This is a genomic window from Niallia oryzisoli (genome assembly GCF_036670025.1).
Taxonomy (GTDB): Bacteria; Bacillota; Bacilli; order Bacillales; family Cytobacillaceae; genus Bacillus_BD; species Bacillus_BD oryzisoli.
The window spans coordinates 5,484,624-5,510,476 of record NZ_CP137640.1 but is presented as its reverse complement, the minus strand read 5'-3'; the positions used below and the strand labels follow the sequence as shown (position 1 = coordinate 5,510,476).

The 25,853-nt window shown below is 32.5% G+C and carries 23 protein-coding genes; 21 read left to right on the top strand and 2 right to left on the bottom strand.

Annotated features, from left to right (window positions below):
* The first annotated feature begins 2 nt into the window (after positions 1 to 2).
* From R4Z09_RS27445 to R4Z09_RS27375, 15 genes are all read left to right on the top strand, one after another.
* Positions 3 to 1,133, top strand: a complete 1,131-nt coding sequence (locus tag R4Z09_RS27445) for a DegT/DnrJ/EryC1/StrS family aminotransferase (RefSeq protein WP_338453369.1) — start codon at positions 3 to 5, stop codon at positions 1,131 to 1,133.
* Between the two features lie 19 nt (positions 1,134 to 1,152).
* Positions 1,153 to 1,533, top strand: a complete 381-nt coding sequence (locus R4Z09_RS27440) for a helix-turn-helix domain-containing protein (protein WP_338449838.1) — start codon at positions 1,153 to 1,155, stop codon at positions 1,531 to 1,533.
* On the top strand, positions 1,517 to 2,257 hold the full coding sequence (locus R4Z09_RS27435; protein ID WP_338449837.1) for a glycosyltransferase family 32 protein: 741 nt from the start codon (positions 1,517 to 1,519) through the stop codon (positions 2,255 to 2,257). The genes R4Z09_RS27440 and R4Z09_RS27435 overlap by 17 nt, the downstream gene beginning before the upstream one ends.
* A 9-nt stretch (positions 2,258 to 2,266) precedes the next feature.
* Positions 2,267 to 3,463: a glycosyltransferase gene (locus tag R4Z09_RS27430; RefSeq protein WP_338449836.1), complete on the top strand. Its 1,197-nt coding sequence runs from the start codon at positions 2,267 to 2,269 to the stop codon at positions 3,461 to 3,463.
* 12 nt (positions 3,464 to 3,475) lie between these two features.
* Positions 3,476 to 4,507, top strand: a complete 1,032-nt coding sequence (locus tag R4Z09_RS27425) for a glycosyltransferase (protein WP_338449835.1) — start codon at positions 3,476 to 3,478, stop codon at positions 4,505 to 4,507.
* Between the two features lie 15 nt (positions 4,508 to 4,522).
* Complete coding sequence (locus R4Z09_RS27420) at positions 4,523 to 5,683, top strand: polysaccharide pyruvyl transferase family protein (protein WP_338449834.1); 1,161 nt, start codon at positions 4,523 to 4,525, stop codon at positions 5,681 to 5,683.
* 13 nt (positions 5,684 to 5,696) lie between these two features.
* On the top strand, positions 5,697 to 6,887 hold the full coding sequence (locus tag R4Z09_RS27415) for a glycosyltransferase (protein ID WP_338449833.1): 1,191 nt from the start codon (positions 5,697 to 5,699) through the stop codon (positions 6,885 to 6,887).
* A gap of 14 nt (positions 6,888 to 6,901) precedes the next feature.
* Positions 6,902 to 8,089, top strand: a complete 1,188-nt coding sequence (locus R4Z09_RS27410) for a glycosyltransferase (protein WP_338449832.1) — start codon at positions 6,902 to 6,904, stop codon at positions 8,087 to 8,089.
* 13 nt (positions 8,090 to 8,102) lie between these two features.
* Positions 8,103 to 9,314 (top strand): glycoside hydrolase family 88 protein, encoded by a 1,212-nt coding sequence (locus tag R4Z09_RS27405; protein WP_338449831.1) that lies wholly within the window; start codon positions 8,103 to 8,105, stop codon positions 9,312 to 9,314.
* The gene (locus R4Z09_RS27400) at positions 9,295 to 9,861 is read left to right on the top strand and encodes an acyltransferase (RefSeq protein ID WP_338449830.1); all 567 of its coding nucleotides are present in this window, start codon (positions 9,295 to 9,297) and stop codon (positions 9,859 to 9,861) included. The genes R4Z09_RS27405 and R4Z09_RS27400 overlap by 20 nt, the downstream gene beginning before the upstream one ends.
* Positions 9,862 to 10,001: 140 nt before the next feature.
* Positions 10,002 to 11,009 carry a glycosyltransferase gene (locus R4Z09_RS27395; RefSeq protein ID WP_338449829.1) on the top strand — a complete coding sequence of 336 codons (1,008 nt, stop codon included), beginning with the start codon at positions 10,002 to 10,004 and terminating at the stop codon, positions 11,007 to 11,009.
* A 4-nt stretch (positions 11,010 to 11,013) separates the two neighbouring features.
* Positions 11,014 to 11,919 carry an SP_1767 family glycosyltransferase gene (locus R4Z09_RS27390; RefSeq protein ID WP_338449828.1) on the top strand — a complete coding sequence of 302 codons (906 nt, stop codon included), beginning with the start codon at positions 11,014 to 11,016 and terminating at the stop codon, positions 11,917 to 11,919.
* A gap of 20 nt (positions 11,920 to 11,939) precedes the next feature.
* Positions 11,940 to 13,013 (top strand): polysaccharide pyruvyl transferase family protein, encoded by a 1,074-nt coding sequence (locus tag R4Z09_RS27385; protein WP_338449827.1) that lies wholly within the window; start codon positions 11,940 to 11,942, stop codon positions 13,011 to 13,013.
* 79 nt (positions 13,014 to 13,092) lie between these two features.
* A complete protein-coding gene (locus R4Z09_RS27380; protein WP_338449826.1) occupies positions 13,093 to 14,643 on the top strand; it encodes a lipopolysaccharide biosynthesis protein in 1,551 nt (516 codons plus the stop codon).
* A gap of 50 nt (positions 14,644 to 14,693) precedes the next feature.
* On the top strand, positions 14,694 to 15,785 hold the full coding sequence (locus R4Z09_RS27375; protein WP_338449825.1) for an acyltransferase family protein: 1,092 nt from the start codon (positions 14,694 to 14,696) through the stop codon (positions 15,783 to 15,785).
* 148 nt (positions 15,786 to 15,933) lie between these two features.
* Here the strand turns inward: R4Z09_RS27375 and R4Z09_RS27370 are convergent, their stop codons facing one another.
* Entirely contained in the window at positions 15,934 to 19,347 is a 3,414-nt protein-coding gene (locus tag R4Z09_RS27370) for a chitobiase/beta-hexosaminidase C-terminal domain-containing protein (protein WP_338449824.1), read from the bottom strand.
* A 274-nt stretch (positions 19,348 to 19,621) separates the two neighbouring features.
* Between R4Z09_RS27370 and R4Z09_RS27365 the strand changes: the two genes are divergently transcribed.
* The 6 genes from R4Z09_RS27365 (at position 19,622) to R4Z09_RS27340 (ending at position 24,981) form a co-directional block, all read left to right on the top strand.
* Positions 19,622 to 20,422 (top strand): methyltransferase domain-containing protein, encoded by an 801-nt coding sequence (locus tag R4Z09_RS27365; protein WP_338449823.1) that lies wholly within the window; start codon positions 19,622 to 19,624, stop codon positions 20,420 to 20,422.
* Positions 20,423 to 20,533: 111 nt separating this feature from the next.
* Complete coding sequence (locus tag R4Z09_RS27360) at positions 20,534 to 20,962, top strand: VanZ family protein (protein ID WP_338453368.1); 429 nt, start codon at positions 20,534 to 20,536, stop codon at positions 20,960 to 20,962.
* 317 nt (positions 20,963 to 21,279) lie between these two features.
* Complete coding sequence (locus tag R4Z09_RS27355) at positions 21,280 to 22,203, top strand: aldolase (RefSeq protein ID WP_338449822.1); 924 nt, start codon at positions 21,280 to 21,282, stop codon at positions 22,201 to 22,203.
* Between the two features lie 49 nt (positions 22,204 to 22,252).
* Positions 22,253 to 22,474, top strand: coding sequence for a paeninodin family lasso peptide (locus R4Z09_RS27350; RefSeq protein WP_338449821.1), 222 nt, complete (start codon positions 22,253 to 22,255; stop codon positions 22,472 to 22,474).
* A 212-nt stretch (positions 22,475 to 22,686) separates the two neighbouring features.
* Positions 22,687 to 24,501 (top strand): ABC transporter ATP-binding protein, encoded by a 1,815-nt coding sequence (locus R4Z09_RS27345; protein WP_338449820.1) that lies wholly within the window; start codon positions 22,687 to 22,689, stop codon positions 24,499 to 24,501.
* Positions 24,502 to 24,858: 357 nt separating this feature from the next.
* A complete protein-coding gene (locus R4Z09_RS27340) occupies positions 24,859 to 24,981 on the top strand; it encodes an anti-repressor SinI family protein (RefSeq protein ID WP_338449819.1) in 123 nt (40 codons plus the stop codon).
* 185 nt (positions 24,982 to 25,166) lie between these two features.
* Here R4Z09_RS27340 and R4Z09_RS27335 read toward each other — a convergent pair whose 3' ends face one another.
* Positions 25,167 to 25,760, bottom strand: coding sequence for a competence protein ComK (locus R4Z09_RS27335; RefSeq protein ID WP_338449818.1), 594 nt, complete (start codon positions 25,758 to 25,760; stop codon positions 25,167 to 25,169).
* Positions 25,761 to 25,853: the final 93 nt, after the last annotated feature.

Genomic DNA, 25,853 nt, shown 5'->3' with positions numbered 1-25,853 from the left:
ATATGAGCGGGAATGAACAGAAATATATTCGTGAGGCATTTGCATCCAATTGGATTGCCCCACTCGGACCGAATGTGGATGCCTTTGAAAAAGAAATAGCCCAATATGTAGGAGTCAATGAAGCTGCGGCGGTAAGTTCTGGTACGGCAGCGATTCATTTGGCTCTTTCTTTATTAGATGTAAAAAAAGGTGATCAGGTATTTTGTTCTACCTTAACCTTTATTGCCAGTGCAAACCCGATTGTTTATCAAGGTGCTGAGCCTGTTTTTATTGATTCAGAGCCTGAGACTTGGAATATGTCGCCGCAAGCACTGGAGAAGGCCTTGAATGATGCTGCAGCTGAAGGAAAGTTGCCAAAGGCGGTTATTATTGTGAACCTTTATGGCCAAAGTGCGAAGATGGATGAACTGTTATCACTATGTGAACACTATCAGGTTCCGGTAATTGAAGATGCAGCGGAGTCGCTTGGCGCCCGTTATAAAGAGAAAGCTAGCGGTACGTTTGGAAAATTTGGAGTGTTTTCTTTTAATGGAAATAAAATCATTACCACGTCCGGCGGCGGAATGCTTGTTTCACATGACGCGGAAGCAATAAAGAAGGCAAGATTCTTAGCCACACAAGCACGTGATGAAGCCGTGCATTACCAGCATAGTGTAAAGGGCTATAACTATCGGATGAGTAATATTCTAGCAGGCGTTGGAAGAGGTCAATTAGAGGTATTAGATGAAAGAGTCGAGGCAAGAAGAGCAATTTTTCAACGTTATTATGATTGTCTTTCAACCATAACAGGGATTCAATTTATGCCGGAGTTAGAGGGAACTTATTCAAATCGTTGGTTGACGGCTATGTTAATTGACGAAGCCCAGTTAGGAGTTTCAAAGGATGTCATATTAAAAGATTTGGTTGAAAAGAATATTGAAGCTCGTCCTGTATGGAAGCCGCTCCATATGCAGCCACTTTTTGATGGAGTCACTCATTATTCACATAATGATCAGGAAAATGTATCGGAAAGATTATTTCATCAAGGAATTTGTCTCCCTTCCGGATCAAATATGACCGAAGAAGAACAAATGAGGGTTATTGAAAGTATAAAAAATAGTATAGAATCAAAAACGCTGAATGAAGTCATATAAATTAAGGTTGGTTAAAAGGATGATTGGGAGAAATATTTATTTATTAAGGAAGGAAAAAGGAATAACATTGTCAGAACTAGCAGAAAGAGCCAATGTGGCAAAATCTTATTTAAGTAATATAGAAAGAAGCATTAATAAAAATCCTTCTGTTCAATTTGTCGAAAAAATCGCCCAAGTTTTATGTGTGGATGTAAAAACGATTATAGACGGTGAAAAGGTAGAGTCAGAAAAGATCGATAAAGAGTGGATTGATTTAATTACACAAATGAAAAAGTCAGGTATTAAGAAAGAACATATTCAAGAATACAAAACATTAATCGAGTTTATTAAATGGAAAAACGATCAAACTGATGAAACAAAAACTTGTTGTCTTGAGGGAAAACATGAATACACCAATTAAGATTCCAAAAATCATTCATTATTGCTGGTTTGGTGGAAAAGAAAAGCCCGAGCTTGTTAAGAAATGTATCGAGAGCTGGAAGCAAAACTTAAGAGATTATGAGATTGTAGAGTGGAACGAACAAAATTTTAATGTGAACTGTAATGACTATGTAAGACAGTCCTATGAGGCGGGGAAATTTGCCTTTGTTAGTGATTATGCCAGAGTCCATGCACTCTATCATATTGGCGGCATTTACTTGGATACAGATGTGGAAGTGTTCAAGCCTTTTGATAATTTATTACATCATGAGTCCTTTTGGGGTTTTGAGCAGGAGAACTTTATTGCTACAAGTACAATTGGTGCCGCAAAGGGAAATAAGCTGATTAAACAGTTCCTAGTTTCCTATTCTGACAAGAAGTTTTTACATGAGGATGGGAGTTTCAATGAATTAACCAATGTAGCGATTATTACGAAGATGCTAGAAGGTTTAGGCATGAAGCCAGATGGAAAGTATCAGGAAATAGATGGTTTGGGTGTGTTTTATCCACAAACGTATTTTTCGCCATTTGACTATATAAACTGCCGGTCCTTCAAAACCGACGAAACATATGCCATGCACTATTTTTATAAAAGCTGGCTGCCTCCGAAAGCAAGAATGAAAGGTTATGTAAAAAAGACTGTAGCAAGTGTAATCGGTGGAAATAATATTGCAAAGTTAAGAAAAATAGTTTCAAGAACATAGGTGATCATAATGAAGGAAGTATTAATCGCCTCTTTTGATATGGAAGTTGGGGGAGTTGAAAGAAGCTTGATCAATATGTTGGAGAGCTTTGATTACGGTAACTATAAGGTAGATCTGATGTTATATAGACATCAAGGGGACTTTATGAAATTACTGCCAAGTAAGCCCAACTTATTAGAAGAAATTCCCCAATACACAACCTTTAGAAAGTCAATAAGCGAAACAATTAAAGAAGGTTATATTGTTCTGGGGTTATCAAGAATCTTAGCGAAAGTAAATACTAACTACTATCATAAAAGGACAAAAATAGCTGAGCCTGGATATTATCAAATGCAAATGATGTGGAGATATACTCTTCCATTTTTACCAAAAATGGAAAAAGAGTACGACGTTGCTATTAGTTATTTATGGCCACATTATTTTGTAGCTGAAAAGGTAAAGGCGAGAAAAAAAATTGCTTGGATTCATACGGATTACTCGATAATTGAAACGGATATAGAGATGGATTTAAAAATGTGGAAAAAGTTTGATCATATTATAGCCGTCTCTGAAGCATGCAAAAATGCATTCCTTGCAAAATATAAAGATCTAGAATCAAAAGTTTCTGTTATTGAGAATATTACTTCACCGGAATTTATTCAAAAGATGAGCCAGGAACAATTAGATAATCGAATGGTTAATGATAAACGATTTAAACTATTAACTGTAGCTAGATTATCACATGCTAAGGGGATAGATAAAGCTGTAAAAGCTTTAAGATTATTAAAGGATAAGGGTTACACTGATATTTCTTGGTATGTTGTGGGTTATGGTGGAGAAGAAGTAAAGATTAAAGAGTTAATTAGGCAGAATAATTTAGATGATAATTTTATTTTATTAGGTAAGAAAACGAATCCATATCCTTTTATGAAAGCATGTGACCTATACGTACAACCCTCGCGTTATGAAGGAAAAGCGGTAACGGTAACAGAAGCTAAGATCTTAGCCAAGCCTATAATAGTTTCAAATTATTCCACTGCAGTTAGCCAAATAGATAATGGGGAAGATGGGATTATTTGTGAGGATTTAAGTGTTGAGTCAATTGCGGTTGAAATTGAAGATTTATACAAAAATGAACAGTTAAGAAATAAATTTGTTGATCATAATATGACTTGTAATCATAGTAATGTTGACGAACTAAAGAAATTATATAGTTTAATTGGCTGATAGGAGCAATATATGGATATAAAAGTAAGTGTTATTATCCCTGTTTACAATGCGGAAAAGTACATTACCGAATGTATTGAATCACTTATTAATCAGACACTTGAAGAATGTGAATTTATTTTTGTGAATGACGGGTCAAAAGATCGTAGCAGTTATATAATTAATGAATTTAAGGAAAAGGATAGACGGATTATCCTCATTAATCAAGAAAACCAAGGAGTCAGCATGGCGAGAAATAATGGACTAAATGCTGCAAGAGGAGAGTATGTTGGTTTTGTTGATGCTGATGATTATATTAAACAAGACATGTATGAAAGACTATATAATTCGGCAATTAAAGATGATTGCGATATTGTAATATCTAATTTTGAAAGCGAAATGGATGGTCATAAGGTGATAACAAGTTATCCATTTCCCGTTAATAAACGTTTACATAAAAATTATATAGAAGAAGAGATCTTACCACACTTTATTATGGAAGATAATTTAAATACTGCTTGGAATAAAATTTATAGGAAAAAGATAATAAAGGATAATAATGTTATATTCCCATGCAATGTAGCTTTAGGTGAAGATGGAATTTTTAATATGGATGCTTTTAGTTATGCAGCTACGGTAAAGTACATTGAATATATGGGATATCATTATCGAGAAGTAAAGGGAAGTGCAACAAGAGATATTCTACAAAAGGACTATTTTAAGCGGGCACTAGAAGTTTATTCATCCGAATTACCAAGGGTTTTTGCAGATAGAATTAAGAAAAAAAAGATTGAAAAACTTAAGGCTATTAAATTAGTAAATAGTGTCTTAGCTTATATTTATATTTATTTTACACCAACTAAGGATCTAGCTTTTCGAAGAAGGTACCAATATGTACGAGATATGATCTCAAATAAAGAATTGCAAGAGGCATTAATTATTTATTATCCTGAAAAGTATCACTTATTAGGAAGATATGAGAAGTTACTGATAAAAATGATACTTAAAAAAATGACTATGGGTTTGTACTGCATTACTTCGTATAGTAGGTTAAGAAATAAATAAACCGGAGGATTATGTATGAATATCATGATGTTTGCTCATAATGGGAGTTTAAACAGAGGATGTGAAGCAATTGTAAGATCTTCTACTAACTTAATAAAAGAAAAAATAAATGGTACGAAGATATATTTGGCTTCAGGACTGCCAGAAACAGATCAGATGATCACACAATTAGATGGAATTTATGATGGATCAAAAAATGAAATAAAAAAATATTCATTTTCCTGGGTAATATCCTTGTTAAACGTAAAGTTCTTTAAGGATGAATCCTATGCATTACGGAAAATTCATCATAATATCATTAATAGGATACGGGATGTAGACGTTTGTTTGTCAATTGGTGGAGATAATTACTGTTATGGCGAGCAGCCTGGCTGGTATGAAATAGATAAAAGGGTAAAACAGCAAAAGAAAAAGTTAGTCCTATGGGGATGTTCAATTGGAGAAGAGGATATGTCCGAAAGGAAATTAGATGATCTTAAATTATTTGATTTAATTCTTGCTCGTGAAACGTTAACGTATAATATGTTAAAAAATAAGGGATTAAATAATGTCAAATTATGTGCAGATCCTGCATTTACATTAGAAAAAGAAGAATTAGAGTTACCCAAAGGATGGCAAGAAGGCAATACAGTAGGTCTTAACTTTAGTCCATTAGTCGAGGGGAAAAATCCAAAATCAAAAGTGGCCATTCATGATCTTATCAATCATATATTAAAAGAGACTAACCTAACGATTGCGCTCACTCCACATGTTATGGAGAATGGAAATAATGATTATCAACTTTTATCTAATTATTTCGACATGTATAAAGATACTGGAAGAGTAATTATCTTACCGGATCACCTCAATGCTACTCAATATAAGGGATATATTGCTAGAATGAAATTTTTTATAGGTGCTAGAACCCATGCGACCATTGCTGCTTATTCACAATGTATACCGACAATGGTATTGGGATATAGTGTAAAGTCAAAAGGAATAGCAAAGGACTTGTTTGGGGAAGAAAAACTAGTTCTTGGGATAGAACAAATATCTGATAGTCAATTGCTAATCTCTAGTTTTAATGAGATGGTTAGTGAAGAAAATGAGATAAGAAAAAAACTACAACAGTCTATGCCCAAGATAAAGAAAATGTGTTATAAGGCAGCAGACTACCTTAATGAGTTAATTTCATAAGTAGAGGAAAATGATGAAGAAAAATCTATTATTTGTTATGCCTAGTTTATCAGCAGGTGGTGGGGAGAAGAGTTTAGTCAACCTATTATCCCAAGTGGATTATAATTCTTATAATGTGGATTTATTGTTATTTCATAAAAATGGTATTTTTCTGAATTTGCTACCTAAACAAGTAAATGTTATTGAACCTCTCGGGGATTACACAACATTTAAATATCCATTAAATCATGCTGTTCGTAAATTTATTAAAAAAAATAAATTTCATCTAGCATTAGGAAGACTTATATTTGCCCTGAAAAACAGGGCAATTAAAGATACATCGAGGGCAGAACAGTATACTTGGAAATATCAAAGTAGATCCATAAATGTTCTTGAAAAAGAATATGATGCAGCGATAGGTTATCTTGAAAAGTCAGCTATTTATTTTGTTGTCGATAAAGTGAAATCTAAAAGAAAAATTGGCTGGATACACACGAACTATACAAATTCGGGTATGGACGGTTACTTTGATCAGCCTTATTTTAATCAATTAAATCAAATTGTCACTGTTTCTGAAGAGTGTGCTAGATCGTTAAATGAAAATTTTAAGGGAATAGACGATAAGGTGAAGGTAATCTATAATATCGTTTCGCCTACTCTTATTCATCAACTAGCAGATAATCCAATTAAAGACTCTTTGTCCGCAGGACCAAATGAGACTAGTTTAATTACAATTGCAAGATTAAGCTACGAAAAAGGGATAGATATTGCTATAAGAGCATGTGAAAAATTGGTTAATAAAGGTTATAAAATAAAATGGCATGTTCTAGGGGAAGGGAATGAAAGAGATAGATTAGAAGAAATGATACGAAAGAAGGGGCTAGAAGATCATTTTATACTTCTGGGATTAAGAGAAAACCCCTATCCATATGTGAAAATGGGAGATATATATATTCAGCCATCGAGGTATGAGGGCAAATCAATTGCAATTGATGAGGCTAAAATCCTTCATAAACCTATCATTGTGACAAATTATGAAACAGCAAAAGACCAAATAACGAATGAGATAAATGGACTAATTGTAGATATGACTGAAAAAGGTCTATCAGAAGGAATTGAAAGACTCATACAAAAACAAGATCTCAAGCGAAGTCTTATAAATAATTTGTCTAATGAACAATTAGGAACCGAAAATGAAATAAATAAGCTTTATGAGATTATTTAGTAGGTGGTTCATACATGAAAAAAGATTTATTATTTGTCATTAATAATTTAAACTGTGGTGGTGCCGAGAAGGCATTAATTTCCTTGCTTGAGACAATTGACTATACCGTGTATAATGTGGATTTGCTTTTATTTAAACATGAAGGGTTATTTTTTAATAAAATACCTGAACAGGTAAATCTATTAGATGAACCACTAGAGTTTAAATATTTTGATATGCCTATAAAAGCGGCGATTATTGATGCTCTAAAAAAAGGCAGGTTAGATATTACATCTTCAAGAATAGGTGCGGGATTTATTTTTAAAACTGAAGAAAATAACGCAAGATGTGAACAAAGGGTATGGAAATATATTTCAAAATCCTTGAAACAGCTGAATAAAGAGTATGATGTAGCGATTGGATATCTAGAAAAGAATCCCATTTATTACTGCCTTGAAAAGGTTAGGGCAAAGAAAAAAATTGGTTTTATTCATAATGATTACAATAAATTAGGGATGGACCCAGCCCTTGATATGCAATATTTTGGTCAACTAGATTATATTGTGACCGTCTCAGAAGAATGTTCAAATGTCTTAAAACAGCAATTTCCTATGTATAAAGATAAAGTTTGCGTTATGTATAATATTGTTTCACCAGCAATTATCAATAAGTTATCAATGGAGAAAATTAATTTTAATCAGAAGGGCACTAATCTTGTATCAGTAGGAAGACTTAATAGTCAGAAAGGTTTTGATACGGCTATAGAGGCTTGCAAAGATTTAATTACAAGCGGATATCAAGTAAAGTGGTTAATAATAGGAGAAGGAGAAGAAAGAACCAAGTTGGAACAAATGATTAAAGAGCACCAACTTGAAAATCACTTTATTCTTTTAGGAATGAAAGAAAATCCATATCCTTATATAAAAGCGGCAGATATTTATGTTCAACCTTCACGATTTGAAGGAAAGTCTATTGCTATAGATGAGGCAAAAATTCTACAAAAACCAATTGTTGTAACTAACTTTAGTACGGCAAAAGATCAAATTAATGATCAAGTAAATGGATTGGTTGTAGCAATGGATGCAAAGTCAATATCAATAGGAATTCAACGGTTAATAAAGGATCAAAAACTGAGAAGTAAATTAGTAGACCAATTGTCAAAAGAAAATCTTGGGACTGAGAATGAGATTAAGAAACTTTATTCATTAATTGAAGCGGTATAGAAAGGATAAATGTATGCTTGAGATTATAGGCCTAATCTTTATCGGGTTAGTCATTTTAGTTCTCCTAATTGATATCATTCCTATCATAAAAGATTGGGTTGGTAGAATTCGTATTGGGAGATATAATGATAAAGAAATGTGGAATCAATCAATTACTAATATTGGTGTGGAATGGCTAAATAAAACACCGAAAATAAAAGTAACTGATAATACCAGATTAGTTGCAATTGATATGTTAAAAGGGAATTATACTAAAAATGCGATACAATATTGGCAGGAAGCAGCTTTATTATTGGGGTTAGGGGAGCAACTGAACTGTAAGAGGAAAGATGAAAAAATAGAAAAAGAGATTAAGAAATTTTTAAGAAGAAAATTTGATCAGAATGGTCAATGGATTCAAAAACCAGAACATATTGATGCAGCTATACTTGCCTATTCTATTTTGAAATTGAATTTTATCAATCCAGATCTATATAGGCCTGCGCTAGATTATATATGGGAATTAATTAAAGACAATTTAGGTGAAGATGGAACAGTAGGATATAGGAAATCTATGCAAAACTACAGATATGTAGATACGATAGGTTTCATATGTCCTTTTTTAGTTTCCTATGGGATTAAATATGGTAATAATGATTGCATAGATTTGGCAGTGAAGCAAATTCAGGAATATGAACAATATGGTATGTTAGAAAAACATAATTTACCCGCCCATGCTTATAATATTGAAACAAAAGTCCCACTTGGTCTATATGGTTGGGGACGTGGACTTGGATGGTATGCAATAGGACTAATCGATGCTTGGAATGAACTGCCTCAGAATAATAAATATAAGAATTTATTAGAACAAAGCGTTAAGGAATTTGCTACAGCGTCTTTAAAGTTTCAACAAGATAATGGAGCATGGAATTGGACTGTAACAAGGAATGAAACAAGACCAGATTCATCAACTACAGCTACATTAGGATATTTTATGTTAAATGCAGCAAAAATAGATGGAATTTTTAAAGAATGCCTAGCAAGTTCAGATAAAGCTATAGCTTATTTAATGAAAGTAACAAGAAGGAATGGTGTAGTTGATTTCTCACAAGGTGATACGAAAGATATTGGAGTATACTCGATGTTGTTTAACGTATTACCTTTTACTCAGGGGTTTTGCATCAGAATGACGAATTTACATTATATTTTTAAGGTAGTGAATGATTATGATAAAGAAGTTTCTTAATTTTTTTAGGGCTAGATTTAGAAAAATAATTTTAGAAGAGAAATGGTTAGATGATTATATAAAAATGGGGATGAAAGTCGGTGAAAATTGTAGGATTAGAGCAGATGTTACAATTGATTATTCTCATTGTTGGTTAATTAGGATTGGTAATAATGTTTCAATTTCTCACCAATCTTATCTATTGGCTCATGATGCTAGTACAAAAAAATTAAAAGATTTTCATTATACTAAAATTGGGAGCATTACAATTGAGGATAATGTTTTTATAGGAGTAAGAGCCATAATAATGCCAGGAGTAACTATTGGAAAGAATTCTATCGTTGCTGCGGGAAGCGTTGTTACTAAATCGATACCTGAAAATAGTATTGTAGCAGGAAATCTCGCTAAAGTAATTTCAACTATTGATAATTATAGAGAAAAGACAAATAGTATGTTAAATTCAACTGCTATATATGATAAAGACTTTACAATTACGGGTAATATTTCAGAACAAAATAAAGAAAAAATGTATGAGGAACTACATGATAGAATTGGATTTATTGTATGAGTATATAACATAAAATGTCATTATCTTAAAATAATTATAGCGTATGTAGTCATAAATATTAAATGGGTTTAGTAGTAAGTAAAGTAGAAAGTTAATTAATTAAGAAATAGGTTTTACTACTAAAACAGAGGTGAGATTCTATGAACACTCTAATTAGTGTAGTCGTTCCAATATATAATGTAGAAAAGTGGTTGTCAAAGTGTTTAGAAATGATTATAAATCAAAAATTTAATAATATTGAAATAATTTTAGTCAATGATGGTTCAACAGATAACTGTGGGGCAATAAGTGAACAGTATGCTCAAAAAGATAAGAGAATTAAGGTGATACACAAAGAAAATGGAGGTTTGAGCAGTGCAAGAAACGCGGGGATAGAAATGGCAACTGGGAAATATATAGTGTTTATTGATCCAGATGATCAGATTACCGAAAATTATTTTAAGTCATTATTTGCAATAGCTGAAGAAAATAGTTGTGATGCTGTTGTTAGTGGATACAAGACAGTACCAACTAATAATATTATCACTCCAGGATACCATTTAAACAAAGTAATGGAAGGAAAAGATTTTGTATTAAGTTCCCCTAGTATTCATTCAAATAATGATTTATGTTTTGTCTGGAGGTATATTTATAGACTTAGCATTATTAAAAATAAAAATATTAGATTCGATGAACATGTGTTTATTGGGGAGGATGTTATTTTTAATTTAGAGTTTTTATTAGAATCTCAAAGAGTATATGCAACATCAGATTGTCTTTATTTTTACACTGTAAATAATCCAGATAGTTTAATGCGAGTGTCATATAAACCAAAGTTGGAAAGTAGTTTAATCTTGCAGTATAGAAAAAGAAAACATCTTTCACAAAAATTTGGCTTGTTAAATTATAAACATTATAAGAAGGATTTAGCAACTTATTATATTAATAATATTTATAGAAAAATAATAAGTAATTTAAAAAATAGTCCAAATGTTAATATAAACGTTGAATTACGTAGAATTATTAACTATGAAATGTTTACAGATAGCCTAAAAGAAATTGGCTTATTATATAAGTGTACTAGTATTAAGGAATATGTATATTATCTTGCCTTGAAGTATAGAGTGTATCCATTAATAACAGAAGTTTATAAGCGAGAATTTAGGTGATTAAATGATTAAAAAATTATTGGTTAATATGAAGGAACAGATAGATTTACTTTACTTTTTTGGGAAAGACAAAATGATTTCAATTTTAACACAAAAGCCTTATGTATTATCTAGTGAAGAAACAATAGATAAGATTATAAATGATAAATGTTCAGTAAGTAGATATGGAGATGGTGAATTTCACCTTTTAATTCAATCGAAGGATTTAAAATTTCAAAAAAGATCTGATGAGTTAAGCAGAAGATTAAAAGAAATATTAGTTAGTAATGATGATGATTTAATTGTGTGTATTCCGAAGGTTTTTTCAAAATCCGATTTATCTATGAGAACAAATGAGTCTAAAAAGTTTTGGAAGGACCATGTAGCAAACTATCGTTTATTATGGTATAAGCACTTAGATCGTAACAAAACCTATTATAATTCAACTTTTACTAGGAATTATATAGCGATAGAAGATAAAACAAACTTAAAAAATTATTTCGATAACGTGAAAAAAATTTGGGAAAATAGAGACTTATTAATAATCGAAGGTAAATTTTCTAGATTAGGACTAGGAAATAATTTATTTGACAATGCTAATTCAATCCAGAGAATACTGGCACCTAGTGAAAATGCGTTTGAAAAATATGATTTAATTCTTCAAAAAGCCAAAAAGCACGATAAAGAAAAACTTGTTCTTATTGCACTAGGACCTACAGCAACTATTTTATCTTATGATCTGCATATATCAGGTTACCAGACAATTGATATCGGCCATTTAGATGTAGAGTTTGAATGGTTCTTGAAAAAGACAAATGTAAGAACAAAAATTGAAAATAAATATGTAATTGAAGCAAACAATAGAGTTCAAGATGATAAACCTTTTTTTGATACCGAATATGAAAAGCAAATTATAGATCAAATAATTTAATGAAGCAAAGAGGTGAAGAGATGAATTTGATAAAAAAACTAATTCCTATAAAAATAAAGAGATACTTAAAGGTAGAAAGATATATAGAAAACATAAAACAGCAAATAATGGACTCAAAAGATCGTAATCAATTAACAAAATATCTTGATGAAATAAGTGCAGTAAAAAAGATATTTATATTAGATGCTTGTGACCATAGAAATTTGGGAGATCAAGCTATTTTAATGGCAGAACTTCAGTTTCTAAAGGATAACTTTAAAGAGTATAAAATTGTTAGTTTAGGCCTAGGTAAGTTTAATAATTATATCAATATCGTTAAGAAACATGCGCGTTTAAATGATATATTTGTGTTGCATGGTGGCGGTAACTTAGGAAATGAATATAAAAGAGCTGAAAATACACGTAGAACCATAATTCAATTATTTCCTAATAACAACATTATTTTATTTCCTCAGACCATGTACTTTACTCCGAATGAGGAAGGCAGCAGGGAGTTAATTAAATCTAAAGAGATTTATGGTAATCATAAAAAATTAACTTTAATTGCAAGAGAAAGAAAATCGTATGATTTAATGAGGAGTAATTTTAATAATAATCAAACTATCTTAACGCCTGATATAGTTTTAACTTTGAATAAATCCCTAACAAATGAGGTTAGAAAGGGAGCTTTATTTTGTTGTAGAAATGATATTGAAGGATTACTATCAAAAGCTGAGAAATTAGAGATTTTAGATATATTAGAGGGTGAATTTTCTAAAGTATCAATTACAGATACTATTGGGGAGAGTAATTTTGAAAGTGTGGAAGCAAAATTTAAGGAATTTAGGCAAGCAGAGATCGTAATAACAGATAGATTGCACGGCATGGTATTTGCTGCAATAACTGGTACACCTTGTATTGCGTTAAGTAATTATAATTATAAAGTAAAAGGTACATATGATTGGATTAAGCATTTAAAATATATTAAATATACAGATTCTATTGACGAAGTACCAGAATTGGTTAAGGAACTTAAAGGCTTGAAACCATGTAAATATGATAATGGCTTCAGCATTTCATATTATGAAAAAATTAAAAAAGCGATGTTAGTATAAGTGTGTGTGTATATATTTACTTACAGTGGTTAGAAATAATTTATTTTTTTAATAAATAATTAGAAAAGCAGGAGAAGAAATGCGAGTAAAGAACTCAATTATCAATATATCTACTGGTTTAGGTAGCCAAATTATTATCACACTACTCAGTTTTCTTTCAAGAACAGTATTTATTTCCTATTTAGGAATAGAGTATCTTGGTATAAATGGTTTATTTACCAATGTACTTGGTATGCTTTCTTTAGCTGAAGCAGGTATTGGTTCTGCTATTATATATAATTTATATAAACCAGTGGCAGAAAATAATATCGAGAAAATAAATATGTTAATGAATTTCTACAAGAAAGCATATAAAGTTATAGCTATTGTTATTTTTCTGCTAGGACTTTCAATATTACCGTTTTTAGAACATTTTACACATGATACCAACGTAGAAAATGTTAATTTAATTTATTTGCTTTTTTTATTAAATACAGCAGCTTCTTATTTATTTTCACATAAAATCTCTTTTCTAAATGTTTGTCAGAAAAGTTATATTGTGACAGGTGTATATACTATATCAACTGTTATTGCTACGTTTATTAAAATTGCAATATTGTATTTTACGAGTAATTATATTTTATATTTAATCATAGATATTTTAATTACTATAATGACTTCTATTATATTATCTATATTAGTAAATAAAATGTATCCTTTTATAAAGGATAAGGTGTCAAGTAGTCTGGATAGGGAAACTAAAAGTAATATCGTTAAGAATGTAAAAGCTTTAGTATTGCATAATATAGGAGGATATGCTGTTTTTGGAACGGATAATTTGATTATCGCTTCATTTGTCAGTGTTACTGCTGTAGGATTGTATTCAAATTATTATATGTTAATTAATATTTGTAGAACTTTTATTAATCAAGTTTTTAACAATATTATTCATAGTATTGGAAACCTAGTTGCAACAGAAAGTAATGAGAAAATCTATAATATTTTTAAAGTAACCATGTTTTTTAACTTTTGGATATACTCGTTTTTTACCACCTTTTTATATATCATTATTGAACCTTTTATTAAATTATGGCTTGGCTCAGATTTTATTATGAGTAAAGGTTTAATCATTATCTTAATGATTAACTTCTATGTTTCTGGGATGAGACGGTCTATATCTACAATTAAAACAACTTCGGGAATTTTTCACGAAGATAGGTACGCACCTTTTATTGAGGCAGCAGTAAATTTAATAGCTTCCATGATACTCGTGCAGTATTTTGGTATAGTGGGTGTATTTGTTGGGACACTAATCAGTACTCTCACAGTTCCATTTTGGATTGCACCTTACTTGGTTTATAAAAATGTATTTAAGATAACTGTAAAAAGTTATTTTCTTAAATATGCTTATTTTTTACTAATTGGAATAGGATCCTGTGTTATAACAAGTTTTATATGTAATGAATTTCTAGCTGATGGATTTATTTCTTTAGTATTAAGGGGAGTTATCTGCATGATTGTACCGAACCTCATTTATATTTCTATTTTCCATCGGACAGAAGAATTTAAACATTTACTAGGAGTTATTAACAATTTTCTTCCAAGGATAATGAGTATGAAAAAATACAGAAAAAATAAATTAGAAGTTTAAGAAGGGGTATAGATTATGAAGGTGCAAGTCAAAGAGATATTTCTTTTAAGATGTATATAGCTTGTGTGGGGATAGTATTAATGCATGCATTAAGTTCATCACTGATGTTTTTTGATAATACCAGTAATTTATTCGAATTTTTTGCTGACTTTATACGATTGTCACTAATGTTTGGCACCCCAGCTTTTATTTTTATTTCAGAATTTGTTATAGCCTATTCTTACCCGCGAAATACACCAAAAGGATTTATATTAAAAAGAATGCGATACATTTTTATCCCTTACGTATGCATAGGAATTTTGTATACATGGTTAGATACAATGAGTTATGACATAAATTTTAAAGGATTTTTAGTTGAAGTTTTTTTAAAGATAGTATTAGGTAGTTTTCATGGCTATTTTATTTTAGTCATTTTTCAATTTTATTTACTTCATATGTTCTTTATAAAGAAGATTGTAAACAAATTTAATCCTAACATTGTTATAATTACTTCTATAATTGTAAATATACTATATCTTGGATTTTTCAATTTTATTGTACCTGAAATAAAACCATTTTTAAATAATTTTATAAGTGACTTTTATTTAGGAAAGTTGAACATTTTGCCTTTTTTTGCTTGGGTTGGCTATTTTACTGTGGCTTATTATTGTGGTTCTAGATATTTAGAGTTTCTATCTTTTGTTAAGTGTTTTTCTAAAAAGTATATAGCTCTTTTCTTTATTCTATCACTTTCGACTTTACAATTTTTATATCATGTAAAATTATTAGAAGTAATGTCATCTAAAAGAATTGATGTTTTCTTTTATACTTTTAGTGTAATTTTATGTTTATTTTATTTAGCTACTAAAATTAGAAAAACTCCAAAAGTAATAGAAATCATTAGTCAATACTCATTTGGAATCTATTTGTTACATCCTTTCTTTCAGAAAATAACAGAACAAGTGTTAAATCTTTATACTCCGGAGATTAATATAACTTCATTTACAATTATTTTATTTGTAGTAGGGATTGGATTGTCAATGATAACTACTTTAATATTTAATCAATTTAAAATTGGGAAATATATTGTTGGACAAGTAGGAAGAGGTATTAGTAACGACAGAAATGTTATGAGTAGTAAGAATTTTTCTATCCAGAAATGATAAGAAACAAAAGTGAAAAAATATAAAGTGAACCTCTGCTTGACCATAGCAGAGGTTAAGGAAGAGTAAAATTAGCTATGGGAGTGTAGTTACTAAAGTTTCTATTTGGAAGTCAGTTTAGTATTATTATCACTCTTATAATTATATATTAAACAACAGTATTATAAATATTATGGACTTTATAATTAGCACCGGTATGGTTAATACCTGTAGAATAGTTAGCACCATCTGTAAAAATGTTTCTGGCTAAAACTGAATCACCTTGTGTTTTAAAGTCATTTGTAAACCCCCCTTTACTATTAAATTCGTTATTAAATATCCTGAAATTTTGTGTTCTGCTCCATACCGTCATAGTTGACTGATTAAATGTATTATCAAAAGCAGCCAAGCTGCCACCAGCGCTAAAAATGACCCCTAATCTTGAGTTAAAGGTATTTTTCTTTAAAACATCTCCAACCATATGCTCCCATCCATCTTCCCAATCGATGTCACATCCAGGCATTCTTCCTCTATTATTGGAGAACATATTCCCTTCTATCGTCCAGCCTTGGCCACCGCACATAGCAAGACCTGTACTAAAGTTATCTTCCAACGTACAATTTTTAATATAACAGTTTCTCGGCATACCTATTGTCCTGATAAAAGCAACGGCACCATTAAAGTCAGTATCTCCTGATGATGGAGGAGCTTCCTGGTAAATCACAATTTTTGCATACTTGGCATTGGGAGGTTTCGGATAATTATAATACTGCAAGTTATACATTTGTGATTCAATATGATTATAGTTCTGATCATAAAAATGGATCGAATATAATCTTGATCTTAAATGTGGATATCCATGATACCCTTGAGTATATCCCAGTAAATAATATTCTCCTAACCCAGATACATTCATATATTGGTTGTATCTGTAGTAGTTTTTAGTAATTCTGTTATCATTCTGCCCATTTTCATCAATATTGCCTAATTCAAAATTAAATCTACTGACAGATATACTTTGAGTATTTTTTCCCATATTCTTATTTCTAAGGGTTCCAGTAATTACATTAAATCCTGGTGATTTGCTAAAAGTGCAGGATTCAAAGCCGGAGTTTAGGCAATCATCAATCAAAACGCTTAAACAATTTTCTACAGAGTTTTGAATTGTTGTTGAATCTCGTTCACCATATACATGTGCTCTCATCAATTTTGTATTTTTTACATTTGTAAAATAGAACATTTTATAGCCTGTTGATGTTAATGGACTAGGTTCAATATTGATAATGGAATTGCTGAAATCGATAATCATATCAGAGGGTGGAAAAATCGTTCTAACAGCAGGGCTTATTAAGTATGTGCCATAAGGAAAGACAATTTTCTTATAACCATTAGTGGAGGCATAATTTAAAGCATTTTGAATGCCGTTTGTAGTATTAGTGGAATCTGTATTATTTATTTTAATGGAGTAAATACTAACATTAACATAATAAATGTCTGCATCTTTTAATTGTGTTTCCATATGATTAACAACATTAATATCAAAACTTGAGGAATATGTTTTGGTTGCATCATAAGCGGTAAGTGTTGCTGTTCCTGACGATACACCTTCTAAAACCCCATATTGTACTCTGGCTACATCTGGATTTGAACTTTCCCATATAACAATATTATCGTTATAAATATCATACGGCAGGTCGCTAGATAGGGCAGTAGCCATGACAACGAAGTTTTCTCCTACCTTAATAGAATCCATTTTTCGATTAATTGACATTCCATTAATGACTCTTGTAGAAGAAGGAGGGGCAGTAATCAGTCCCCCTATCTTTACATTTATATAATCCATAAAAGTTTGGTCTCCTAAGGTAGCTGTTACTGAGACTGTTGTTTCTCCATCATTCACTCCTGTTAGTATTCCACTTTTATCTACAGTTACATATCCCTCATTACCACTTTGGTAACTGATATCCAATAGTTCTGTATATAGATTTGGTAACCCTCTTACAGAAAGTCTTTGTTTTTCACCACGATTTAATTGTACGTTGGAAGGATTCACAGATATCCCTTCGAGTGGATCTTTATTTCGGAAATAACGATAAGTGTTTCTGATTTCCTCATCAGTAAGTTCTCGATTGTAGATCATAAATGCAACTAGTTTTTCAGGGTGAGAATTTTGTAATACATTTTTTCTTAAATAAAGTGGAGACTTTGCCAATGTGTTAATAAACTCTTTAAAGTCATTAGGAACTGGATTTTGAGTTTCACCAATTGAGTCGTTTATAAATACATTTAAAGTGTTGTTAGAATTTAGTCTAAATGTAAATGTGTTTGTTGCTTCTGAACCAATTGGATTAACAGCATCATTATAGGATTGCTTGTATCCTGAGCTATCGATAACCCAATAAGTACCAGCACCCATTCTTCCAGTGCTCCCATCATTTTTTCGATATAAAACACTTCCACCGGAATTAGTGCTAGTTAATTCATTTCCGTCTGTTGTCCAATGTGTACCATTGGTATCATAGCTAATCATTTGAATCGTTAATCCATTACCACTATTTAAATTGATTAATTGACTTAAGGGACTTGTATTCGTAGGGATTTGAACATAATCCTGTACTTGTAACAATAGTCCCTTGTTATCCACATATCCGTCAGTGGAACCGTCATGGGTAACCCCAACAAGAGTAGCAGGCACGTTATTAACAGTGTCAGTTATAGTGTTAGAGGTAGTTCCAGTCCTATTAGTAAAATCATAATGCAAAACAAGCCCATCCGTAACGATTCCAGGGTCTGATTCAGCTACATCCTTTGTATAGGTCGCTGTTTGAACCGCACTTTCATTCCCAGCAGTATCCCTAGCAAAAGCTTTAACAGTAGTTGTATCCGTTAAAGTTAACGGTCCTGTGTAGAGGGAACTAGATGTAGTTGGTTCAGACCCATCCAATGTATAATAAATCGTCGCATCTTCATTTGTAGACATCGTAACTGATTGTGTATCGGTAAAAGTCCCTCCTTGAGTGATCGTTAATACAGGAGGTGATGTGTCCACTCCTAGGGTAGAAATGGTTATGCTGGTTCCACTCGAAATATTTCCGGCTGCGTCTTTTGCCATTACACTAAATGTATATTCAGTTGATGGAGACAACCCTGTAACTTCAACATTTGTATTTGATACAGATGCAAGGAATTCCCCATCTTTGTATATATCATATCCTATAGCGTCTTCGGAGTCAGAAGCAGTCCATGATAAGGTAAATGATGTTGCCGTCACATTATTTGCTGATAAATTAGTTACTTCAGTAGGTGCTGTGATATCTGGTTCGGGAGGAGGGGCAGTTTCATCAAAGGGTGCCAAAACGGTAGCACGATAAGGAATAGTGGAGTTAACGGTAACGGATCTAAAAGGGGCAAACTTACCCTTAAAGGCTTCCAGCGGTTTAACTGAAATGGATAAGTTGTGAATCGTAAAGGTTAGGGATGATGTATTATGGTCATTTGTAATATGAAAGCCCATCATGTCTTCTTGATAGGTTTTTGTAACCCCTGAGCTGCCTTCGAAATAATCTTTAATAATTAAGATCATATATCCACCAGCCTTTTATTCTAAGTTGAAATTTTCCATACTTAACCATCCTATTTACTTAAATGTGAAAAAATGAATATAATATTTAATTTTATAATGGAAGTAACTTTATTCATAAATTCTTTACAAGTTTAAATGTAAAAAGCACCTATAGTTTTATTAAAAATCCTCTAATTGATGAATAAAACAAATAAATGTATAATGAAATTAGGTTCTTTTTAATGAACGATTTGTTCTTTGGTGTATATAGAAAATATGAGGGGATTATTATAATATGTTAACCAAAGTAGGTATGCTGATCATTGGAACTGCGAAACAAACAGTTAAACGGCACCAATCCTCAAAAAATATAATTATTAGATCGGGAATATCAGGTTTCTATCAATTATGGAATACAGTCCAAACATTAAGACGTGTTTGTGTTGATAAAGAATTCCGCTCTATCCTTCTTTTGCAGTTACTAAACTCAAAAAACGTACATCAAACAACACCACTTACTTTTATGAATCGTTATCCTGAGATTTTTTCAGCATGCCGGGATTATTTTGGTGATAAACAGGATATCAAAATACTTTCCTATGGTTGTTCAACAGGTGAAGAGGTTTTAACCCTTCGTCAATACTTCCCTAATGCGCAAATAGTAGGTGCGGAGATAAACAAAAATAGCCTTGCGATATGTAGAAATCTTAAGGTTGATGAAAAAATTAAATTTATACATTCTACATCGCAAGAAATTGAAAAGTATGGGCCCTTTGACGCAATTTTCTGCATGGCAGTTTTGCAGAGAAAACCGCATTATATTAAAGCAAAAGGCGTTACTAGTCTAAAAAAAATCTACCCTTTTGAAAAGTTTGAGCAGCAGATTGTTGAATTAGATCATCTGGTCAATCCACAGGGATTAATGGTTGTACATTTTACACAATATTCGGTTGTTGACACTAAGGTTGCTTCTAAGTATGAGCCGCTAGGTGACTTTAACCAGGATGATTATGAATCGCCGGTTTTTGATAGAAATAGTAATCTAGTCATTAATCCATCGTCGCAAAAGTCCATTTTCGTTAAACAGAGGGATTAACTTTTAAATATTTAACTTTTTACAGCATTCGAAAATTCATAAGTAAAGGCAGGTATTAAATTGGATAAGGGAATTTTTAGGCTTGTAGTAAGACTTCTTCCTATAGCCTATATGATCATAATTTGGCTCCAATCCAGCCACTTCGATCCAGAATCCATCTACACATTATCCTCCGAAGTTAATAAGGGAATACTTTATATATTTGGTGTCGGCTTCGAGTTATTTCACCTATTCCAATTTGGAATTCTTTATTTCCTTCTTGTTGTGGCTTACCTAAGTTTCGGTAAGCTTAATAATAAGATAGAGACCATATTATTGATCGTATCATTGACATATGGAATGATTGATGAAATGCATCAAATGTTCGTACCATTTCGCTCTTTTTCTTTTACTGACCTTTTTAAAGACAGTATTGGGGTTTTTGTAGCTGCGTATTTTATACATAAGAGTTATTTTAGGGACAAGGATTCCAGGCTTGGGATGTTTTTGAGTGAAATTGAAAGAATATCAAAAAAGAATACCGAGAATATTCCTTATTGAAACTAAAAGGATTGTAATAGCTCTCGTATCTTGAGGGCTATTTGCTGACTTTCTTTTTAATAGGACAAGATAATACATGTCGAAAAATAAAAGTTTGAATATTTAAATATCAGTTATAGTGTTAATTGACTCGGGTAAAAAAAACTAGTAAGATACTATTACATTGTTCATTATAGAGAACAAAATGTTTTTTAAAGTATCAGAAAGATAGTATCGAAGAGCCCTTTCATCATGTGTAATTTCCTAAATAAAACAAATTGATAAAATTAATAAGATCTTGCAATCTTTTATAGACGTATAACGGAGAGAGAAATACTATGAAACTAACCCTAAAGAAAGACATGTACAGGGCTTTTGGACTATATATTCATAGCGAATTTAATCTACCTGAATTACCATTAATTATGGAGGGGAGTCAGGAGATAGATGTAGTTATTGCAAAAGCTGATCTTACCACAAAATGGGTCGAAATGAACGAAGAAAACAGCTATTTCCATATAAGTGAAACCCTTTGCATGTTTGAGGTTCCGGGTGTAGCTATATATCTAATCGAAGGAGGACATAGGATTACCGTCTCTCCCATGGAAGATGCTAAGGAAAATCAAGTAAGACTTTATCTCCTAGGATCTTGTATGGGTGCTATTTTAATGCAAAGAAGAATCCTGCCCTTACATGGAAGTGCAATTGCTATTAACGGGAAGGCTTATGCAATTGTAGGAGATTCTGGTGCTGGAAAGTCTACTCTAGCTGCTTCCTTTATAAATAAGGGATATCAACTTCTAAGTGATGATGTTATTCCGGTAACAATTTCATCTGACTCTAATCCTTTAGTCACACCTGCTTATCCTCAACAAAAGTTGTGGAAGGAGAGTCTTAATCAGTTCGGAATGAATACAAACAACTATGAGCCGCTTGTTGATCGGGAAGACAAGTTCTCAGTTCCTGTTGCTGATACCCAATTTTCTACTGAGAATTTACCTCTTGCTGGCATTTTTGAACTAGTTAAAACAGAAGAAGTCATAATCAAAATTCATTCCATTCAAAAAATGGAACGTTTCCACACCTTGTACCGACATACCTATCGAAATTTTTATATAGAAGAAATGGGATTAATGCATTGGCACTTTCACATCTGTGCCCAAATTGTAAATAAAATAAAGTTTTATCAACTAAGCAGACCGGTATCTCGTTTTACCTCAAATGAATTATTAGAACAAATTTTAACAACCGCTAATTTGTAATGTGGTAATAGTCTATTATTTTGGGTGAGTATGGGAAGGAGGTGAGAAGATGATGAAAAAGGAATGGAAAAAGCCGGAGTTAGAGGTTCTTGCTGTTAGTCAAACAATGAGTAACGGACTGGGCCATAATAACGGAAATAATAACGGTAATAACGGTAATGGAGATGCTCCGGGACATGGTTATGATGCCGGTCCTGGAATGGGTCCTGGAAATGGAAATGCATATGGACATAATGGGGGTAACAAAATTCCAGACCCATTCGATTCTTAGGAAGTTCTATTTATTTCCAGTGTTAGTTTGACTAGATTTTAATATGTAATATAAAAAAATTGGAAATTAATACTTGGAATGCTTTTACTTACTTACTTTTATTAAATCTTAATAAAATGTTTTAGAATCATGGAAGGTAATCGTAGAACAACCTTCCATGATTTTTAATAATAGTAATTATATAATTCAATTCATTTACTGGAGTGTCATTTATGTTGAAACAGAGACAACAAAAATTGCGCCAGATGTTAAAACCCTATTTTAATACTACAGACCTGAAGAAATGCTTTCGACTATTGAAGCCCTTTTTGGTAAAACAATGGAATATTTATTTACTTATGTTTGTTTCATTGGTTATTGATATCTTTTTAACTATAGCCTTCGCCTGGTTTTTTGGGAATTTGACTGATACTGCAATAAAAGGTGATATGAATAGGTTGAAAATGCTTGTCCCTATTGGAATTGGATTTACATTGACTAGCGTTGTTAACAATTATATATATATTTATTTTGATACACTCGTATCCAATGGATTAAAACGCGAATTGCAGAATTATTTATTTCAGCATATCTTACGTTTGCCTGTGGGAACAGTAGCGAATTTGCGTTCCGGCAATCTCTTATCTTATTTTACTAATGATATTCATAGGGTTGATGGATTAAGTGGATCAAATTTAATCAACTTGATTCGTCTGCCTATTACATATGTTGCCGTTCTTATCTATTTAATTCAAATAAACTGGGTGCTTTGCTTGATTACAGTAATAGTTGCTCCAGTAGCAGTTATTGGTGGAGCGTTTTTTGGTTTTATTTTGAAAAAAAGCGGGCGGGAAATACATGAGCTGATCGCAGATATCAATCATACATTGAATGAGACGTTTCAGGGTCTTCAGGTGATTCGTTCATTTACATTGGAGAAAAACGTTTTTCGAACTTTTTCTCGTAAAAATAAAGACTATTATCATCTTGAATTGAAAAACGCCAAACTACAGGGCTGGTATTCCACCGCTGGGTATTTACTAAATTCAGCTGTCTTTCTCTTCAGTCTGTGTCTTGGGGCTTATTTTATTTCGGAAAAAACAATGACAGTTGGAAATCTACTAACCTTCATTAATCTGGTTGGTTATTTAGTCAATCCGTTGACAGGATTGGCGAGTCAGTGGGCAGGATTCCAACGTGCGATAGCAGCAATTGAAAGAGTGATAGAATTACTAGAAAAACCAGTTGCCTCGGATGAATTGCCTTCTTTTTCTCCGGCAATAAAAGAGATACACTCCATTCAGTTTAAGGATCTCACCTTTGCTTATGAAGAGAATAAGCTTATTTTTGAAGAATTTAACCTGCAAATTCCTGCTGGGAAAGTCACGGCATTTGTCGGCCCGAGCGGTGCAGGAAAAAGCACACTGTTCAACCTGCTGCAAGGCTTTTATCAGCCAAAAAGCGGCGGTATTCTGATTAATGGTATCCCAACAGCGGAGTTTTCTTTCTCTGATTTGCGAAGTGCAATTGCTCATGTCCCACAGGAAACCTTTTTATTTGGCGGGACCTTTCGAGATAATTTAGTCATTGCCCGGCCTTCGATTACAGAGGAAGAGATGATCGAAGCCTGCCGGTCGGCTTATATTCATGATTTTATCCTATCACTGCCAGATGGTTATGATACGCAGATTGGGGAGCGGGGAGTAAAGCTTTCAGGCGGACAAAAGCAGCGCATGGCGATTGCCCGTGCGATTTTGAAGGATGCGCCGATCTTACTGCTGGATGAAGCAACGTCCGCGCTCGACGGGGAAACGGAATACCTGGTCAAGGCGGCTCTGGATAAATTGATGGAAAATAAAACTACGCTTGTGATTGCTCATCGATTGTCAACGATTCAACATGCTGATAGGATCTTCGTCCTTGATAAGGGGAAAATCGTCCAGGAAGGAACACATGAAGAATTGATTCGGCAAAAGGGATTGTATCAGAAGTTGCATAGCTCTTCCTTTATTGGGAGTGAGATGAAGAAGGATACGGTGGGGGCTTAGAAAACATCGGAAACTGTAGGATATGGAGGAATTTATAAAGAATCTTTAGGCCGTGCTTTTCGGGCCTTTCCTTAATTTTTAGCATGGATATAATGATGAAAAAAAGCTGATAAAATTTCTACCTGTTCCTCTCCAACTCATACTAGACTTTAAATGCTTAGCAGACATCTAATAGAAAATAAATATAATTTTCTAAAAACAGCAAATAATTCAGGCAATTATGTTTATTTTCTACAAAATTTATGGTAATATTTTACTATCCTACTTTTGTGATTCATAAACTTTAAAGATTTAAAGTTATATATAACGAATGAAATATAATAGCCATCTGGTATGCATGAAAAGGGTGAAAAGAAATTGTCAGCTAAAGCAGAAGATGAAGAATGGATCCAGCTAATCCTAGAAGCGAAAAACCTTGGTTTAACTGTAGAAGAAGTAAGGGAATTTATACAAGGGAAGTATGACCCTGATTCCGATTAGATCTAAATTCAGAGGTGCTAAAGCAAAGCAGTAAACTCGAAAGCAGCCTCACATATTGAGTCCCCAAAAAACCTATGATAAAATAAACTTCCTTGGCAGGGGCACTAAAATTATTAAGAAGCGAGGGGAACCCAGTATCCTGGTTTCCCCTCGCCTTTTTTGGTTTTTTATAGGTTCATTTTTATTTACTTCAACACCAAATCCTTATCCTCATCATCCTCTTTATTTCGTCTCTCGATATAATTCAGCCGCCCATCCTCCAGTACGAGGGCAATCCCTTTCCTTTGATCATAAATGTAATGCTTGGTTTTGTGCGGAACTGGTTTAAATAATAGGGAAGATCTTAAGTAAGAAGCTGATTTTAGCTGGTCTTGAAGGCTGCTTTTCTTTATATCAATCTGAATGGAAGGGCCATTCGCTAATAACACAGTTGTTTGGTTAATCCTGTATCGTTGGATTTCTTCAATCTGAGAGCATATGAGCCAGACGACGCCGTTCTGATTTGGTGCATCACAGCGGATGAGGAACAGGTTATGTGCTGCGGATAAGGCTATCGGTATAGGATCATGCTTATTTAGGATTTTCCGCGCAGATTTTAAGGCGTCTTCGAGGTTATTTCCAAAATAGTGGAACGATTGCCTGACGATCTCATCAGGAGGCTGTAGGACAGTAAATGACTCATGGCCATGCATGACTTTAGTGTATTCGTTTGTGTGTTCATAGTGTGAAATAAGAGCAGAAGTTCTGTGATTAATAATGTAATTCTTCCTTGTGTTCATACAAGCATGCTCCATTCATATGAAATTGGTAGTAAAAACAAAACGGAATTATTGTACATGTTTGGCCCTTCTTATTTAAAGATATGGTTTGCT